Raw genomic sequence first — 14,957 nt, forward strand, 5'->3', positions numbered from 1 at the left:
CGCATCCTGATGAAAAGGATGCGGGCCATTCTGATGTACAAGGTGGTTTATTCAGGAATATCAACGGTGCTGGTGACGCCTGCGATGGTGACTTCGGCTTGTTTGAAACTCAGCGCGAAGAAATCAGAATGCGCCGCGTATTTGGCTGTTTGCGGGTACTTATGGTTGTACAAGGCCAATTGCGCATCTGTTGGCGTGATCGGCTTAACGGTGGCTTGGCGAATGCGCGCGGCATCTTCACCAAATTGCGGTGTTGCCAGTGACGCTTGGGGATGGGCGGAAATTTCTGCGACTTTCTGCGCCTTGTCCGCCGACATGAACAACACTTGGTCACTGGCTGGATCGTACACGCCTAAAACGATGCGCACATCAGGCGCACTGCCGTCTTCAGTCAGCGTGGCCACGGCAATTTGTGACGCGCTATCAATGATCCTGGCTAAATCTTCACGACTACTCATAAGGTTCCCTCCAATTGTTTGTGGGTTCATTCAGCGACAAGAAAGCTTCGCCTAATTATCATGGTAAGCGCTCACCAAAAGAATGACAAGCACGCTTGGCGAATCGTCACCGCACTAAGATTGTTTCGTTGGCACAAACGGCACGATCAGCTTCGCCAACGCTTCAACGTTGCGGGTTTGAATATAAATGCGGCCTTGCCCAGAGAAGCGGTTGACCAAGCCTTCGCCAGTGGTAAAGCCAAACACCCCGCTGGCGGCTTCGATCCGATAATCCAGCGTGTCTTCCCAAGCCACCACATGTGCATTGTCGACCACATATTCGTGGCTGCCATCAAGATCCACCGGCAGCATGTCACCATATGCACTGACCAAGATCGTGCCAACACCAGTGGTTTGCATCACAAAGAAGCCGCCGGTGCCGCCAAACAAGGCGCCGCCAACTTTTTGCGAGATCATTTGATAACTCGTGCTGGCATCCCCGGCTAAATAAGCACCGGTATTTAACAAATATTGATGCTGGCTGTCCACTTGCAAGGCCTTGATCGCCCCAGGATTGCCTGGCGCGATCCCCAGCTCACCGCCGGCGGCTTGGCCAATGGCAGTGGTGATAAAGAAGCTTTCGCCGCTGGTCATACTGCGCGCTGCCGCTGACAACAAGCCGCCAAGGCCGCGACGGCCGTTGCTGTTCATCTTGCCTTGCAAGTCGACGGCACCATTGTGATAGATCATGGCACCAGATTCGATTTGCACCGCATCGCCTTGATCCAAGGCGATGACCACGATTGGAAACGTTGTCGAACCTTTGAGTTGATATTGCATAATATTCCCCTTACCATGTTGATTTGTAGAAATTATACCAAAAAGCCCCTTCGGCTCACAACGAACAAAATTTCGATAATGCTTATCTATATTTCGTTAATGCCGCTTGCTTATGGGGTTGGCCGCGTAGAACCCGTAATGCGGCATCTGCAGGCCATAATAGGTTTTGACTTGGCGGCCTTGCACCAGCATCCCGTTTCTGATGGCCACATTCATCGACGCATAGTTGTTGTCGCGAATGATCGACCACACGCCAGACACCGCCAAGTCGTTAAACGCATAAGCTTTGGCCCCTTGCGCCGCTTCGCTGGCATAGCCGTTGTGCCAATAACGCCGCTCAAGCAAATAGCCGATTTCAACGACTGGTTGAGCTTGCCAAGTCTGCATCGTCAAGCCGCATTGGCCGACAAATTGATCGTCTTGTTTGCGGATCAACGCCCACAAGCCAAAACCATCCGCTCGATAGCGGCGCTGCTGATTTCCTAACCAATCTGTCACTTCCTGATTTGAGAAAGCATGCGCATAGGCGTACATCGCCTGCGGATCTTGCAAGGTCCGCGCCAAATTGGACCAATCTGCGTCTGTCAACGGCCTGGTATATAGCCGCTTGGTTTGATAAATCATTGTTTCACCTCACTATTGTTCACTTCAGATACGCTTGTCACTTGCTGCTGGTAAAGCAAGTTAAGGGCCTGATTTAACACAAGCAATCGTTTACAGTATAATGAAGACGCACACACAAAATCAAAGTAGGTGATCATTCTTGAAAACTTTTCAACTTGCACAAACAACTGTACCGGCACTCGGTATGGGCACTTGGTACCTTGGTGAAGGCGACCAGGCCACCAGCCAACAAGAGATCGCTGCTTTGCGCTATGGCTTAGACCATGGCTTAACGGTGATCGATACCGCTGAGATGTATGGCGAAGGCAAATCCGAAACATTGGTCGGCCAAGCCATTGCGGGATATCCGCGTGAGCAATTGTTTCTGATCTCGAAGTTCTACCCGTGGCACGCCGGCGCCCGCCAAATGCGCCACGCTTTGGAAAACAGCTTGGCGCGCTTAGGCGTCGACTATCTGGATCTGTATTTGTATCACTGGCGCGGCACCACCCCGCTTGAAGAAACCATGGCCGGCATGCAAGCGTTGCAAGAAGCCGGCTTGATCCGCCATTATGGGGTATCAAACTTCGATGTCGGCGACTTGCAAGAAGCTGCCACTTGCACCGGCGGCGAAAACATCGCCGCCAATGAAGTCTGCTACAACCTCGCCGCTCGCGGCATCGACTTTGACTTGCGTCCGTATCAGAAAGAACATCACCAAAGCTTGATCGGCTATTCCCCATTCAACTCCGGATCAGGTGATACCATCCGCTTGCCGCAAAGCGTGCAAGCCTTAGCGCGCGCCAAGCACATTTCCAGCCATCAATTGATGTTGGCTTGGACCATGCGCGACCAAGATGTGTTACCGATTCCTAAAGCCAGTTCCGCTGCCCATATGCAACAAAATATTGCCGCATTAGACGTGACCTTTACGCCAGATGAATTAGCCGTGATCGACGCAGCCTTCCCGGCACCAACCAAAAAGCAGCCGCTGACTATGATCTAAACCAGAGCAGAGCAGCCCGCTCTTAGCGGTGGATATAAGGCGGGATGACACAAAGGCGGTCTTTGCCTTGGTGGCGTCACGACTTATATCACGCCGCGTTGGGCTGCGCAGCTCGACGATAAACCACAGCGGAGCAGCCCGCTCTTAGCGGTGGATGTAAGGCACAAACTTGGCAGTGGCCCGGACAGGGGTGGCTTCGGCGCGCAGAAAACGCGTCGGCGCAGGCGGTGCGGCCGGCTGCAACCGCAAAGTACGCGGTTTACGCCTAAGTTTAAAGCCCGCATCGCTGCGCTCAACGCGGTCTTTAAACTTACCGCGTGTGGTGTCGGGTAAGCCTCGCATCTAGCTGCGCTGCGCTTGCGTCGACGCGAGGCTCACCTGACACCACACGTTTCACGGCCTGACCGACGCGTTTTCCACGCACCTACGCCACCCCTGTCCTACAAATTCGAATCAGGATAATAAATCGCGCAATCATCAAAATACAATGAAACAACCTGTTATTAGCCGCTCATGCCAATCAACTCGTCGCTTATCTACCCCCTCAAAGGAGGATGTCTTATGAAAATTTTTGTTATCGGTGCCCATGGGCAAGTTGGACAACATGTGATCGACACCTTGTTGGAGAATGATTATCAAGTCGTCGCCGGTTACCGCGACCCTGAACATCAAGCACCACAAGCCACCACGGCGATGAAGCCTGTCTTGTGTGACCTTACCGGCTCGATTGCTGATTTGGCCAAAGCCATGCAAGGCTGTGACGGGGTGATTTTTGCCGCGGGTTCACGTGGTAAAGCCTTGTTGGCCGTTGATTTAGACGGGGCCGTGAAGGCGATGGAAGCCGCGCAATTGGCTGGGATCCCGCGCTTCATCCACTTAAGCACCTTAAACGCCGAAAACCGCGCACAATGGCCGGCAAGCTTGAACGATTATTACATCGCTAAATACTACGCCGATGAATGGCTGCAACATCACACGACTTTGGACTATGTGATCGTGCAGCCGACCACGTTGACTAACGATGAACCAACTGGGGCCATTAAGTTTGCGCCGACTTGGCAAGATACCATCACGCGCGCCGATGTCGCCACAGTCCTAGTCGAAGCGCTGGAAGCTGACCAACATCGCACCACTATCAAAATCGCCAACGGCAACTTGCCAATCGCCCAAGCGCTGTAAGCAGCCTTGACAAGTATTGTCAGACATGATAACTTTTGTGATAATCAATAACAGAACGGAGTGAAGCCCTTGAAGTAAGCCCATAGTCAATTTGTACCCGATTCGCAACGCAATTGCGTAGTTTGGTGTGCCAACACACCGGATCAGGACATCTGTACTATGGACTGACTACCAAGGGGTTCATTGACCCTTGGACGATCAGTGTGCTCGTCTTTTTTTGCGTGCGGATCCGCCATTCACGGAGGAATTCTCATGTCTACGATCACCTTAAATCATCTTAACTTTGCTTATGACGGCCAAGCCCCGCTGTTTCAAGACGTGGCCTTTAACTTCGACACCAGCTGGCATCTGGGCTTGGTCGGCAGAAACGGCCGCGGCAAAACGACCTTGTTGCGCCTGTTGCAACACCAACTCGATTACACTGGCACCATCAGTGTGCCAGTGGCGTTGAATTATTTTCCCCAACCGATCAGCGACCCGGCGCAGCTGACCTTGTACGCCTTACAAGCGACCAATGATTTCGAGCAATGGCAGCTTGAGCGGGAAATGAACTTAATGGGCTTGAATCCGGAATTGTTATGGCGGCCTTTTGCTGACTTATCCGGCGGCGAACAAACCAAGGTGCGCTTGGCGTTGCTGTTCACCGACCATGACCGCTTCGCCTTGATCGATGAGCCCACCAATCACCTCGACCAAGCCGGCCGTCAGCAAGTCGCCGCTTACCTCAAGCAACAAAGCGGCTTCATCACCGTCAGCCATGACCGCGACTTTCTGGATGCGGTGTGCGACCACATTCTGGCCATCGACCGCCAGCAAATCACCTTGCATCAAGGCGATTACACCACTTACGCCACCGCCAAGGCCAGCCAAGATCAAGCCGAAGCCGCGCAAGATCAGAAACTGCGCCAAGACATCAATCGCTTGCAGCAAACTGCCGCCAAGAAAGGCGAATGGGCCGCGTCGCGTGAAAAGGACAAATACGGCGATCGCCATGTCAAAGGCTCAGGTGCCGTTGCCGACAAAGGCTTCGTGGGAGCCCGCGCCGCGCGCGTGATGCAAAAGCGCAAGAACCTTGAACACCGCATGGATAAGGAAATCCAAGCCAAATCTGCCTTATTGCAAAACGTTGAAACGGTAGCACCGCTGACGATCAGCGTTATTCCTGATCATCATGACGTTTATGTCCATGCTGAAGATATCACGTTAAACTATCCTGGTGCCAAGCCCTTGTTTGCGCCGGTGCGCTTTGATATCCGCCCAGGCGACCGCGTGGCCTTAGTTGGTCCTAACGGCATCGGCAAATCCACCTTGTTGCATGCCATTGCCGGCACTTGGCGCGGTGAGCAGCAAGGCAGCTTGACGCAGCCCAAACTTGCCACCAGTTGGCTGGCGCAGCACAATCACGCCACCGGCACCATTCAAGCATGGGCTGAAGCACAACACTTGCCTTATCAAGCGCTGCTGAACAACTTAAAGAAACTGGGCCTTGAGCGCACCAGCTTCACCACACCGATCGAGCATCTTTCGTTAGGCCAACAGAAGAAAGTTGCCTTGGCCGCCTCTTTGGTAACGCCGGCAAGTTTATATGTGTGGGATGAGCCGCTGAATTACTTGGATCTGTACAACCAAGATCAGCTGGCCGACAGCATCTTGGCGGCTAAGCCAACGCTGCTTTTTGTCGAACATGATCAAGCCTTCATCGACAAAGTCGCCACCAAAATCGTGCGCCTGAACCAAAGTGAAGCAAAGCGGGTTTAGCGATGTGTATAAGACAGCCTGAGGCAATGAAGTGCGCCTTTTGATACGCTAAACAATCTCATTAATCTTAAATCTTCTTTACTAACGTGGTAAAGTTTACCTATGAGGCAAATGCATGTAATACTCTGGTGAAACAACCAAGCTGACGAAGATACTCAGCAATCGAAGACTGCGTGTCAAAGCCTTCGGGCGTGACCGTGCCAATCGTATTGGTCAACGACTCGCCGAATTTGAACAAGCGAAGACCTTAGACGACATCTCGCGACTTCCGCCAGCGCGGATGCACGCGCTGCTCGGCGATCACGAAAACATGTTTGCCGTTGACGTTGGTCCCAACTGGCGCATGGTCTTTGAGGGTTATGATCGCCATGATCAGCAAACGATCAAAACCGCAGAAATCATCACGATCTCAATCATTGCAATCGAAGACTACCACTAAAGGAGGAAGATCCGATGTTAAATCGTCAAAACAAAATTGTCCCAGACGACCTTAGCGAATACTCAGCCGCCGACACGATCGAAGAAACGCTGGCGACCTACCATATTGCGCATGTCGACTTTGCCAAGCGCATCGGCGTTTCGGAAAAGCACCTGTCTCAAGTACTCCACCGCAAAGCATTCATCTCCCCGACCGTGGCCCTTTCGATCGAAGAAGTGACTGGGATCCCAGCACAAATGCTGCTCGGCTTGGATACCACCTATCGTCTGGCGCATACCACCAAGCCCACGCCTAAAGACAAAGCTGGCGATCCCGACTATCTTAAGCAGTATGACTGGTCACTGGCTTAGAGGAAGACGATAAATGAGCAAAGATCTGCACGAATTCACCATGGCACACACCGGTGATCTCGACGCCTACTTCGCGGAAATGATGAAGGACTCTTCCTACCGCGAAGTCTACAATGAGGAAAAAACAAACTCGCCAACGCCCTCGGCCGGCCGTTGACCTTGACCATTGGTCCTGTGGCAACTGCGTAATCAATTGGCGCTTGAATCTGGATGTGCAGATTCAGGCGCCTTTTGCCATTGAATCGGAATGACTTATCTACGCGTCGGGTTGCCAGCTCACTGATAATACGCAGATTTCGTATAACTTGTGAAATTGTGTTAAACTGAAAGCGACTACAAATAACCTAACCGCGGTGGGGGGCCGACGGTTTGAGGAGGAATTCTCATGCCATCGCTTTATCATACGTTCGTGCAGAATCACAACGGGCTCACCGGTACCAGCTTCGTCGAAGGCAACGAAGGCTTGGCACTTGGGGTGTCCAGCTCTTTGCTCAAAGAACCAGGCACCAATCCTGAGCAGTTCATTGGCTTAGCTTTGGCCACTTGCTTCAACGCCACGATCCGCATTGTGCAACATCGCCAGCATCAACCAGAAGACTCGCAACTGCGCGTCCGCGTCGATATTGAACATGACACCATCGGCTATCGCTTCGTGGTGCACGCTCAGATCCGCATGCCTGGCTATGCGCCAGCAGATGCGCAAGCCATTATCGATCAAGCTTTGGATGAATGTCCAGTCGCAAAGCTCTTGAAAGACAATGAGACGGTGCATTTTGCCTTGGTCGATGAATTCAGCGATGAGCCGCAGTTAGGAGAATAATCGGTCCGCTTCTTGCGTGACCATGAAGGTGGTGGCGCAATTGGCCCAACATGATAAATTCTCTTGGCGGTGGCTGCTGCTTTTGGCAGTGGTGTTCATCGGCGTCTTCGCCGGCACCAGGCATTATTTGGCCAACGATATCGTCGACGGTGATTCAATGCAGCCGACCTTAGAATCCGGCCAGCGCTTGTTGTCTGTGAAACAAGTGCAGCCTAAGCGCTTTGACATCATCGTGTTAAATGCGCCAGACAAAACCAATCAGCTCTACATCAAGCGCGTCATCGGCATGCCTGGCGATACGATCAAAGTGACCAATGATCAGCTGTATATCAACGGCCACAAGCAGAATGAACCTTATTTGCACACCGCTTTTGCCAAACGGTCGCTGAAACATTATGCCGTGGCCGACTTTACCGGCAACTTCTCCTTGGCTACCCTTAAAGCGACTGACAGTACCAAAGTACCGGCTCACCACTATTTCGTCATGGGCGATAATCGCTTGATCTCCCATGACGGGCGTGCTTTTGGTTTCATCAGCGACGCACAAGTTGAATCCGTCGTCGTCTGCCGCTACTGGCCGCTGTCGACTTGGCATAAGTTCTGAGCATACAAATAAGCGCCTGCATCACGATTGACGTGATGCAGGCGCTTATTTGTATGCTCAATCCACGATCACCAAACCCAAATAGCGCGCCGCCAGCGCACTGGCTTGTTCGGCGGTGACGGTCAACCCGCGCACGTTGCCGCTATCCAGCTCTAATCTGGTGAAACGGCAAGTGCTCAGGTTCAAGCCTTTCAACGGCACCCGCGACAAGCCTAAGCCGTTGATGTCGCAGTCGTCCATGGTCAGCTTAGTCACTTTACTGCTGCTGAATTCGGCATTGGCCAAATGACAAGTGGTAAAGCTGACGGTTTTCATCGTGGCCGCTTGCAGCCAAACCATATCCATTTGGCAATCTTCAAACGCCACGTTAGCCAAATACGCGCGGCTTAAATCACACCCGACCAAGCGGCAGTCAATGAACTGCACCCGGTATAAGCCGGCTTGATTCAAATCCACATTGGCAAAATCACAATGGCGAAACACCACGTCACTGGCCTCGAAGCGCTCGGCTTGCAGCTTGGTAAAGTCACAGTGCGCAATGCGCGCGTTCTCAATTGTTGGATGATGCAGCAGCCTGGTCGGGACAGGCGCTGCTTTGATCTCAACGCCAGTTAAATAAGGTTCTTCGCTTTGCCAGGCGGTGTAATCTGTCTGGGTCAAATCTGCACTGATCTGCGGTGTAAGCATTTCCAAACCTCCCAAGTGTGGTACAGTTATCGTAACCGCTTAATACACGGACTGCAAGGGGGAACGAACAATGATCCGACACATTTTTACCGATATGGATGGTACCTTACTGGATTCGCAAGGACAATTGACCGCGACTAACGCCGAGAAGATCCTGTCCGCCAAGATCCCAGTGACCTTGGTATCGGCGCGCGCACCGATCGAAATGGCCCCGGCAATCGATAAACTGCACCTCACTGGCGCCCAAATCGCCTTCAATGGCGGCTTGATCTTCTTGCCTGATGGCGGACGCTTCACCCCGCTGGCCCAAACGCCGTTGAGCCATGCCGCTGTGCGCAAGCTGTTGACGGTGATTGCCCGAGATTTTCCTAAAGTGTCCTTGAGTTACTACGATCGCAGCCATTGGTACACCGCTCGCATCGACGATGGCATCAAATATGAACAAAGTCTCACTGAACAAGCGCCGCAGTTGATTGTCAAACCTGCCGACACCGCAAATGCGCTGCACATCTTTAAGATTATGCTGATCACCTTCAACGAAGCGGAAATGGAAGCGCTGGAACAAGCGTTAACAGCGTTGGCCATGCCGGAAATCGCCGTTCAGCGCTCAGGCGGGGCATATTTGGAAATCACTGCCAAAGCCGCCAAGAAATCCACCGGCATTCAATATGTCTTGGAACACTTGCATTTGCGCCGCGAAGAAACCGCGGCTTTTGGCGACGGCCATAATGACCTGCCGATGCTTGAAGCCGTGGGCACACCCATCGCCATGGCCAACGCGCATGAAGACGTGAAGAAAGTCTGCACGTATATCACCGATGGCAACGACGAAGACGGGGTTGGCGTAGGTATCTTGCGCTGGCTAAAAGATTAACGTCACCGCATGCCATAACAAGCTGCAGCCATAAATCATCACCACCACACCGGAAATCAAGTTGACCCACAACAAGAACTTCTGCGGCAGGCGGTTTTTGACCACGTTAATGATCAGCGTCACGCCAAAGAACCACAACGCCGTGCTAGTCAAGATGCCTAACAGAAACGGCAGCACCTCGCCATTGGCCAGCGTCCCGCGCATCGCCCCAAATGACACACTGGTATCAATGATCGCCTGCGGGTTGGCAAAAGCCACGACCCACGCACCGCTGAACGCTTCTTTCAATGGCAAAGGCGTTGGCGTGCCGTCGATCGTCTTGGTATTGGCCCCAGCAAAGATCCCGTAGCCCATCCACACCACCACTGCGCCGCCGACGATCAAAATCGTCAGCCGCAGCCAAGTATAATGCATGATCAAGCTGCCGACGCCTAAGAAGGCAAACAAAGTCAACACCGTATCGGCAAGCCACACGAAACCTGTGATCATCAAAGCCCGCCGCATGCGGTTGGCCATGGCGTTGTTGAACACGAACAGATTCTGCATCCCAATCGACGACACCAAAGCGATTGAGATCAACAAACCGCGCAAATAAACATTTAACATCAAACTTCCTCCAACTGCTACCAAAACAAAAGGCATCCGCTCCCCGATCTTCCAGCGTTGCCGCTGTGCCTACGATCGTGGAACGGATGCCTAAATCATGCGCCCGACGACGACATGATCTAATAGCGATTTGATTTATTGTTATTCTAGCGAAGCATTTGCTTGGTGTCAACGCCAGTCTTTAACAAAATACCGATGGCCCACGATTTAAGAAACGATCGCGGCCCATCGGTAATTTTTTTGAACCGAGCCCACACAGCAGCTCAGTCGTTTATTCACATATTTATTGGTGCAACATTTGTAATGTCAGGCAAGCCTTACTTCTTGAGCAACTTCTCAGCCAAAGCCTTAACATCCTCGTTGGAGGCGTCGAGTAATGGCTTCATCTGCTCTTCAGTCTTGATTGTGTCGTGGGCATTCTGCTCCATATAGAAGTTCCAAAGCGCGTCACGAACGGGCGTTTCGTCCTTGCTCCAATCGAATACAGCGTTCATCGGTTCGTCCAACATCATTGTCTTTTCTACAACTGCAGCCATGATTCAATTCCTCCATATGCTATTTTTACTTACAAGTTCATTATAGTCCTTCTCACTGATTTCGGCACAATTAAATTAACATAATCTTGAAATCGGGATATTTCACAATGGCGTTGGCAGTTCAAAATTGTAACCCCACGCAACAAGGCCAGAACCGCTAACGAGAAGTTATCGGCTCTGGCCTTGTTGCGTTAGGTTGATGACATTGAAGATAACGACCTGCTGGGACAAAACTGTGCAGCGCAGAACCGTGAAACTCGCTGGGCTCGCGACTCGAACAATATCCATGATCTCCTGCGTATTGATTCATTGCGCCACTGACTATCCCGACGCGAATTCAGTAGGCCAGGCGTTGCGTAGGCGCGCGGGGCAAGCGTCGGTCAGGCCGTGAAACGATCAGCGTAATGAGACAAGCGGGCTGTGCTTGGCTCGCAACGCTGATCGCGGCAAGAATTGAGACAGGCAGGCGAGCAAAGCGAGCGCCTGGCTCAATTCTTAGGTGGAAAACACGCGCACTTGGCGTGGTTGGAACCGGCCGCACCGCCTGCGCCGACGCTTGCCCCGCGCGCCGAAGCAGCGCCTGGCCGGGCCTTACCAAAACCACACCCTGCTCAAGTCCCCGCATGCTGCGACTGTGGTCTTCGTCGAGCTGTGTGGCGCATCGCGGGTGCAGCTAGCTACACCATCGAGCTCGAGGCAAAGTACGCCTCAATCCCGATGGTTAGGCTGCCTGACCCGCTAAGTTCGCGCCACTCCGCTCTGGGGTTCGTCGAGCTGCGCAAAGCAACGCGGGTGCAATTAGCTACGCCCCCGCACTCGCGGCAAAGTACGCCGCAAGCACGAGGGCTAGGCTAATTGACCCGCTAAGAACGCTTTGCTCCGCTCTGGTTTTATTCTGCGATGAGTGCTGGTTTGCCCATCAGATACCCTTGCACCACATCGCAAGGGTATTCGCGGCGGATCTGGTCGAGCTCTGCTTGCGTCTCGATGCCTTCAATGGCCAACCACTTATGCTCGCGCTGGGCCATGTCATACCAGAAATCCAATTCCGGCTTGATTGCTTCAAGGTCAGCAAATGGGCGGAAATTCTGCAGCGCAAATTTATACTCAGCAACTGAATCATTCATCGCCTCGACCATTTCCGGCGTGTTCTGGCCAGTACCAACATCATCGACGCACACCAGCAACCCTGCATCGCTGTAACGCTTGGCGGCTTGGACCAATTGGGCTTCGCTCACGCCGTCTGCCAAGCGCTCAGTTAATTCGATGAACAGTTTCAAATCCGTGCGTGCCTGAACGCGCTGACACATCGCCATGAATTCCGGCGCAATGAACTGATCTTGCTCCAAGTTGAATGACACCATCGTCACGCTGGCCGGCATCACTTCCAAGACCTTATCCAACAACGATTCGATCAGCGTATCTGTCAATGCACTGAAATCTTCAGGCAGTACCCAGCGCTCGTCTTGCCACTCTCGAATAAATAATTCATAACCGATCGGCGCCTTATGCCCTGGCACCAAATCAAACTTCGGTTGTCCAAAGAACCGGAACATCTACATACCTCCAACAAGCCCACGAAAATACAAAACGACCCGAGCATGTCTCTCTCATGCGCGGGTCGTATGCTCGAACAAATGTCGAACTTGAGCAGTTTTGCTATTGCGAATTTTTTACTGACTGTAGATTATTGTAGCTTACTTATTATTTATACACAATATAAATTCAAAAAATCTTGTTAATTATGCGCTATTCACCGCAGGCGGCTTGCGGCTCATAGGCGACACCTGGAATGCGCATCGGCCGGCTAAACAAGAAGCCTTGCAATAAGTTGCCTGGATAACGCGCGCTCAACAGCGCCAGTTCAACGCCGGATTCGATGCCTTCCCAAGCCAAGACCTTGTGATGATGCTGGGCCATTTCTGTCCAAAACCGCAGCTGCGGCCCTAATTCGTGAACCGTGGCAGCAGGCCGGAAGTTCTGAAAGGCAAATTTATATTCGTCAACATAATCATTCATCAAGGTGACCAAAGCCGGTGAGTTCTGGCCGGTACCAACATCATCGATGCATACTTCCAAGCCTAACGCCGTGAAGCGCTTGGCTGCAGCCAGCAATTGTTGCGGCTTGACGCATTCGCTAAGCCGTTCCGTCAATTCGGTGACCATGCGGATCTTGGTGTCACGCTGAACACTGGCGACCATTGCGGCATAAGCCGGATCAACGAACTGATTCTGCTCCAAGTTGAACGACAACAGCTGAATGCGCGCCGGCATTCTGGCGATCGTTTGCCGCAAAAGATTATTAAGCATCACGATCCCGATCTTGTCGAAAGGATCCGGCAACACCCACTGTCCATTATCCCAGCGGCGCACGAACAATTCATAGCCGATGGGTTCAGCTTCCGGCTCATTCATGGCGTATTTAGATTGTGCAAATATGGTGTACATCCCGTTACCCCCCGCAGCTTCTTAGAACAAAAAAACGACTCGAGCATGTCTTTCTCATGCGCGGGTCGTATGCTCGGGTGAAACACCCGAACTTGAGCAGTTATGTTCTTAAGTTAAATCCATTATAGCAGGTTATCCGTAAAAATCCACAAGAATTATTTAACAATTCCGACCATCAAGCCAGCTGCCGTTCGCGATGCAGCGCATATAAGTTCACCGCTAACGCCACCAGCATCAACGCCAGTCCCAACCACATAATGTGGTGCAAGCCGTTGAACATGATCGCCCGCATTTGCGGCAAGAGCTGCTTAGGCAAGCTGGCTTTGCTTTGGGCGTTAGATAAGTTATTCATCATTTTGATCGTGATGGCGCCATGGCTGTGGGCCACACCTAAGCGCAAGGCGTGATTCATCAACAAGCCATACACCGCGGCGGTCATCGTTTGCGAAATCATGCGAATCAAGAAACTGAAGCTTGTCGCCACCGGCACGTCTTGAGGATCGGCATCGGTTTGCACCTTGACTTGCAGCTCGGCAAACACCATCCCGTTGCCATACCCTTGAAAGGCTCCGGCTAACATCACCGCCCAATAAGGCGCGTGCACATTGACCAACACCATGATCACAAACGTCATCGTCAAGGTCAAGATCCCGACTAACACCACTTGCTGAGCGCTTAAGTGGCGGCGCAGCGGGGCGCTGCTGCTTGAACCTAAGAAGTTGGTGAATGAGCCTGGAATCTGCGTACAGCCGCCGACTAACGCCGACACCCCTAACAACGCTTGCACCCACATCGGCGCATACACGATAAAGCCCATGAACGCGCCCCAAATCAAGGTAAACAAGACGAAATCAATCACCAATTCAGGGTCTTTGAACAAGCGTCCCGGAATAATCGGGTCACTGGCATGCCGCTCGACTGCGCCTAATGTCGCCAACGCCACCACAGCCACCACCAGCAAAACGGCAATGATGATCACCGGTGCGCTGCCGATCATTTCAATGCCTGCCAATAGCGCCACCAACCCGCAGATCAGCAAGCTGGCACCGCGATAATCCACCGGTGCTTCACTGGCGGCGCGCTTTTCTTCTTTGAAGAATAACTGCACCAGCAAGGCTGAGATCAAGCCGATCGGCACATTAAGGTAGAATACCCAATGCCACGACCATGCATCAACGATCGCCCCGCCGACTAACGGGCCAATGATCGTCGCAGTTGAATAACTGGCCGAAACCAAACCCAGCACCTGCATCCTTTTGCGGGGATTCTTATATAATTGCGCATAAATGATGTATGGCAAAGAGACCATGCCGCCGTTGCCGACGCCAGCTACCGCCCGCGCCACGATCAGCGTCAACATGTTCGGCGCCATGCCTTGCAAGAAGCTGCCCACCACAAACAATAAGGCCGCAGTTTGATAGGCGCGCCGGTTGCCTAACCGTTCGCCTAACTTGCTCCAAAGCGGCGTAGATACCGCCGTTCCTAATAAGAAGATCGCCACGATCCATCCCATTAACTCCAAACCGCGCAAATCGGCGATGATCGCCGGTAAGGCCGTGTTGACAATGGTGTTGTCCAAGCCGCTCATCGCATTAGACAATAACAATGCGAAAGTGACCAGCCAGATATTTTTCTTTGACACGATAAACCCCTTTTCTTCTTACACTAAGCGCGCATCGCAGCAAGCAATCAACAAAGACAACATCCAATGTCATCCAGTCTTATATCCACCGCTAAGCCCGCTTTGCTGCGCTATGGTTTTCGTCGAGC

18 protein-coding genes are annotated in these 14,957 nt (G+C 52.3%); 9 read left to right on the forward strand and 9 right to left on the reverse strand.

All coding sequences use genetic code 11. From position 1 onward, the window contains the following. Window positions 1-47: 47 nt before the first annotated feature. The 3 genes from ACGG90_RS02225 to ACGG90_RS02235 form a co-directional block, all read right to left on the reverse strand. Entirely contained in the window at window positions 48-458 is a 411-nt protein-coding gene (locus tag ACGG90_RS02225) for a pyridoxamine 5'-phosphate oxidase family protein (RefSeq protein WP_390405295.1), read from the reverse strand. Window positions 459-572: 114 nt separating this feature from the next. Next, complete coding sequence (locus ACGG90_RS02230) at window positions 573-1,277, reverse strand: TIGR00266 family protein (RefSeq protein WP_390405297.1); 705 nt, start codon at window positions 1,275-1,277, stop codon at window positions 573-575. 96 nt (window positions 1,278-1,373) lie between these two features. Then, window positions 1,374-1,901 (reverse strand): GNAT family N-acetyltransferase, encoded by a 528-nt coding sequence (locus ACGG90_RS02235; RefSeq protein ID WP_390405300.1) that lies wholly within the window; start codon window positions 1,899-1,901, stop codon window positions 1,374-1,376. 139 nt (window positions 1,902-2,040) lie between these two features. On the opposite strand from ACGG90_RS02235, the gene ACGG90_RS02240 reads away from it, so the two are divergent. The 8 genes from ACGG90_RS02240 (at window position 2,041) to lepB (ending at window position 8,036) form a co-directional block, all read left to right on the forward strand. After that, window positions 2,041-2,886: an aldo/keto reductase gene (locus ACGG90_RS02240; protein WP_390405303.1), complete on the forward strand. Its 846-nt coding sequence runs from the start codon at window positions 2,041-2,043 to the stop codon at window positions 2,884-2,886. A gap of 561 nt (window positions 2,887-3,447) precedes the next feature. Continuing rightward, on the forward strand, window positions 3,448-4,065 hold the full coding sequence (locus ACGG90_RS02245) for an SDR family oxidoreductase (protein WP_390405305.1): 618 nt from the start codon (window positions 3,448-3,450) through the stop codon (window positions 4,063-4,065). 252 nt (window positions 4,066-4,317) lie between these two features. After that, complete coding sequence (gene abc-f, locus ACGG90_RS02250) at window positions 4,318-5,823, forward strand: ribosomal protection-like ABC-F family protein (RefSeq protein WP_390405309.1); 1,506 nt, start codon at window positions 4,318-4,320, stop codon at window positions 5,821-5,823. Window positions 5,824-6,103: 280 nt separating this feature from the next. Continuing rightward, window positions 6,104-6,262, forward strand: coding sequence for a hypothetical protein (locus ACGG90_RS02255; RefSeq protein ID WP_390405311.1), 159 nt, complete (start codon window positions 6,104-6,106; stop codon window positions 6,260-6,262). A 14-nt stretch (window positions 6,263-6,276) separates the two neighbouring features. Next, window positions 6,277-6,612, forward strand: a complete 336-nt coding sequence (locus ACGG90_RS02260; RefSeq protein ID WP_390405313.1) for a helix-turn-helix transcriptional regulator — start codon at window positions 6,277-6,279, stop codon at window positions 6,610-6,612. 13 nt (window positions 6,613-6,625) lie between these two features. Continuing rightward, complete coding sequence (locus ACGG90_RS02265; RefSeq protein WP_390405315.1) at window positions 6,626-6,769, forward strand: hypothetical protein; 144 nt, start codon at window positions 6,626-6,628, stop codon at window positions 6,767-6,769. Between the two features lie 228 nt (window positions 6,770-6,997). Continuing rightward, window positions 6,998-7,432 (forward strand): OsmC family protein, encoded by a 435-nt coding sequence (locus ACGG90_RS02270; RefSeq protein WP_390405318.1) that lies wholly within the window; start codon window positions 6,998-7,000, stop codon window positions 7,430-7,432. A gap of 40 nt (window positions 7,433-7,472) precedes the next feature. Next, complete coding sequence (gene lepB, locus ACGG90_RS02275; RefSeq protein WP_390405320.1) at window positions 7,473-8,036, forward strand: signal peptidase I; 564 nt, start codon at window positions 7,473-7,475, stop codon at window positions 8,034-8,036. A 57-nt stretch (window positions 8,037-8,093) separates the two neighbouring features. Here the strand turns inward: lepB and ACGG90_RS02280 are convergent, their stop codons facing one another. Beyond that, entirely contained in the window at window positions 8,094-8,723 is a 630-nt protein-coding gene (locus ACGG90_RS02280; protein WP_390405322.1) for a pentapeptide repeat-containing protein, read from the reverse strand. Window positions 8,724-8,793: 70 nt separating this feature from the next. On the opposite strand from ACGG90_RS02280, the gene ACGG90_RS02285 reads away from it, so the two are divergent. Further along, window positions 8,794-9,597 carry a Cof-type HAD-IIB family hydrolase gene (locus tag ACGG90_RS02285; protein WP_390405325.1) on the forward strand — a complete coding sequence of 268 codons (804 nt, stop codon included), beginning with the start codon at window positions 8,794-8,796 and terminating at the stop codon, window positions 9,595-9,597. On the opposite strand, the gene ACGG90_RS02290 is transcribed toward ACGG90_RS02285, so the two are convergent. The 5 genes from ACGG90_RS02290 to ACGG90_RS02310 form a co-directional block, all read right to left on the reverse strand. Beyond that, a complete protein-coding gene (locus ACGG90_RS02290) occupies window positions 9,586-10,203 on the reverse strand; it encodes a LysE/ArgO family amino acid transporter (protein ID WP_390405328.1) in 618 nt (205 codons plus the stop codon). The two genes, ACGG90_RS02285 and ACGG90_RS02290, sit on opposite strands and share 12 nt — an antisense overlap. Window positions 10,204-10,520: 317 nt before the next feature. After that, window positions 10,521-10,739 carry a P8 family protein gene (locus tag ACGG90_RS02295; protein WP_390405331.1) on the reverse strand — a complete coding sequence of 73 codons (219 nt, stop codon included), beginning with the start codon at window positions 10,737-10,739 and terminating at the stop codon, window positions 10,521-10,523. Window positions 10,740-11,629: 890 nt separating this feature from the next. After that, on the reverse strand, window positions 11,630-12,295 hold the full coding sequence (locus ACGG90_RS02300; protein WP_390405332.1) for an EAL domain-containing protein: 666 nt from the start codon (window positions 12,293-12,295) through the stop codon (window positions 11,630-11,632). Between the two features lie 193 nt (window positions 12,296-12,488). Further along, a complete protein-coding gene (locus ACGG90_RS02305; protein ID WP_390405335.1) occupies window positions 12,489-13,187 on the reverse strand; it encodes an EAL domain-containing protein in 699 nt (232 codons plus the stop codon). Between the two features lie 175 nt (window positions 13,188-13,362). Then, window positions 13,363-14,829 (reverse strand): MFS transporter, encoded by a 1,467-nt coding sequence (locus tag ACGG90_RS02310; protein WP_390405337.1) that lies wholly within the window; start codon window positions 14,827-14,829, stop codon window positions 13,363-13,365. Window positions 14,830-14,957: the final 128 nt, after the last annotated feature.

Source organism: Lacticaseibacillus jixiensis, from assembly GCF_042847315.1.
Taxonomy (GTDB): Bacteria; Bacillota; Bacilli; order Lactobacillales; family Lactobacillaceae; genus Lacticaseibacillus; species Lacticaseibacillus jixiensis.

Excerpts from the sequence above, each read along its gene's own strand:
- ACGG90_RS02265 (WP_390405315.1), top strand. The coding sequence starts at position 6,626 with ATGAGCAAAGATCTGCACGAATTCACCATGGCACACACCGGTGATCTC.
- ACGG90_RS02245 (WP_390405305.1), top strand. The coding sequence starts at position 3,448 with ATGAAAATTTTTGTTATCGGTGCCCATGGGCAAGTTGGACAACATGTG.
- ACGG90_RS02235 (WP_390405300.1), bottom strand. The coding sequence starts at position 1,901 with ATGATTTATCAAACCAAGCGGCTATATACCAGGCCGTTGACAGACGCA.
- ACGG90_RS02260 (WP_390405313.1), top strand. The coding sequence starts at position 6,277 with ATGTTAAATCGTCAAAACAAAATTGTCCCAGACGACCTTAGCGAATAC.
- ACGG90_RS02225 (WP_390405295.1), bottom strand. The coding sequence starts at position 458 with ATGAGTAGTCGTGAAGATTTAGCCAGGATCATTGATAGCGCGTCACAA.
- ACGG90_RS02305 (WP_390405335.1), bottom strand. The coding sequence starts at position 13,187 with ATGTACACCATATTTGCACAATCTAAATACGCCATGAATGAGCCGGAA.
- ACGG90_RS02255 (WP_390405311.1), top strand. The coding sequence starts at position 6,104 with ATGCACGCGCTGCTCGGCGATCACGAAAACATGTTTGCCGTTGACGTT.
- ACGG90_RS02295 (WP_390405331.1), bottom strand. The coding sequence starts at position 10,739 with ATGGCTGCAGTTGTAGAAAAGACAATGATGTTGGACGAACCGATGAAC.
- ACGG90_RS02300 (WP_390405332.1), bottom strand. The coding sequence starts at position 12,295 with ATGTTCCGGTTCTTTGGACAACCGAAGTTTGATTTGGTGCCAGGGCAT.
- ACGG90_RS02290 (WP_390405328.1), bottom strand. The coding sequence starts at position 10,203 with ATGTTAAATGTTTATTTGCGCGGTTTGTTGATCTCAATCGCTTTGGTG.
- ACGG90_RS02285 (WP_390405325.1), top strand. The coding sequence starts at position 8,794 with ATGATCCGACACATTTTTACCGATATGGATGGTACCTTACTGGATTCG.
- abc-f (WP_390405309.1), top strand. The coding sequence starts at position 4,318 with ATGTCTACGATCACCTTAAATCATCTTAACTTTGCTTATGACGGCCAA.
- ACGG90_RS02230 (WP_390405297.1), bottom strand. The coding sequence starts at position 1,277 with ATGCAATATCAACTCAAAGGTTCGACAACGTTTCCAATCGTGGTCATC.
- ACGG90_RS02280 (WP_390405322.1), bottom strand. The coding sequence starts at position 8,723 with ATGCTTACACCGCAGATCAGTGCAGATTTGACCCAGACAGATTACACC.
- ACGG90_RS02270 (WP_390405318.1), top strand. The coding sequence starts at position 6,998 with ATGCCATCGCTTTATCATACGTTCGTGCAGAATCACAACGGGCTCACC.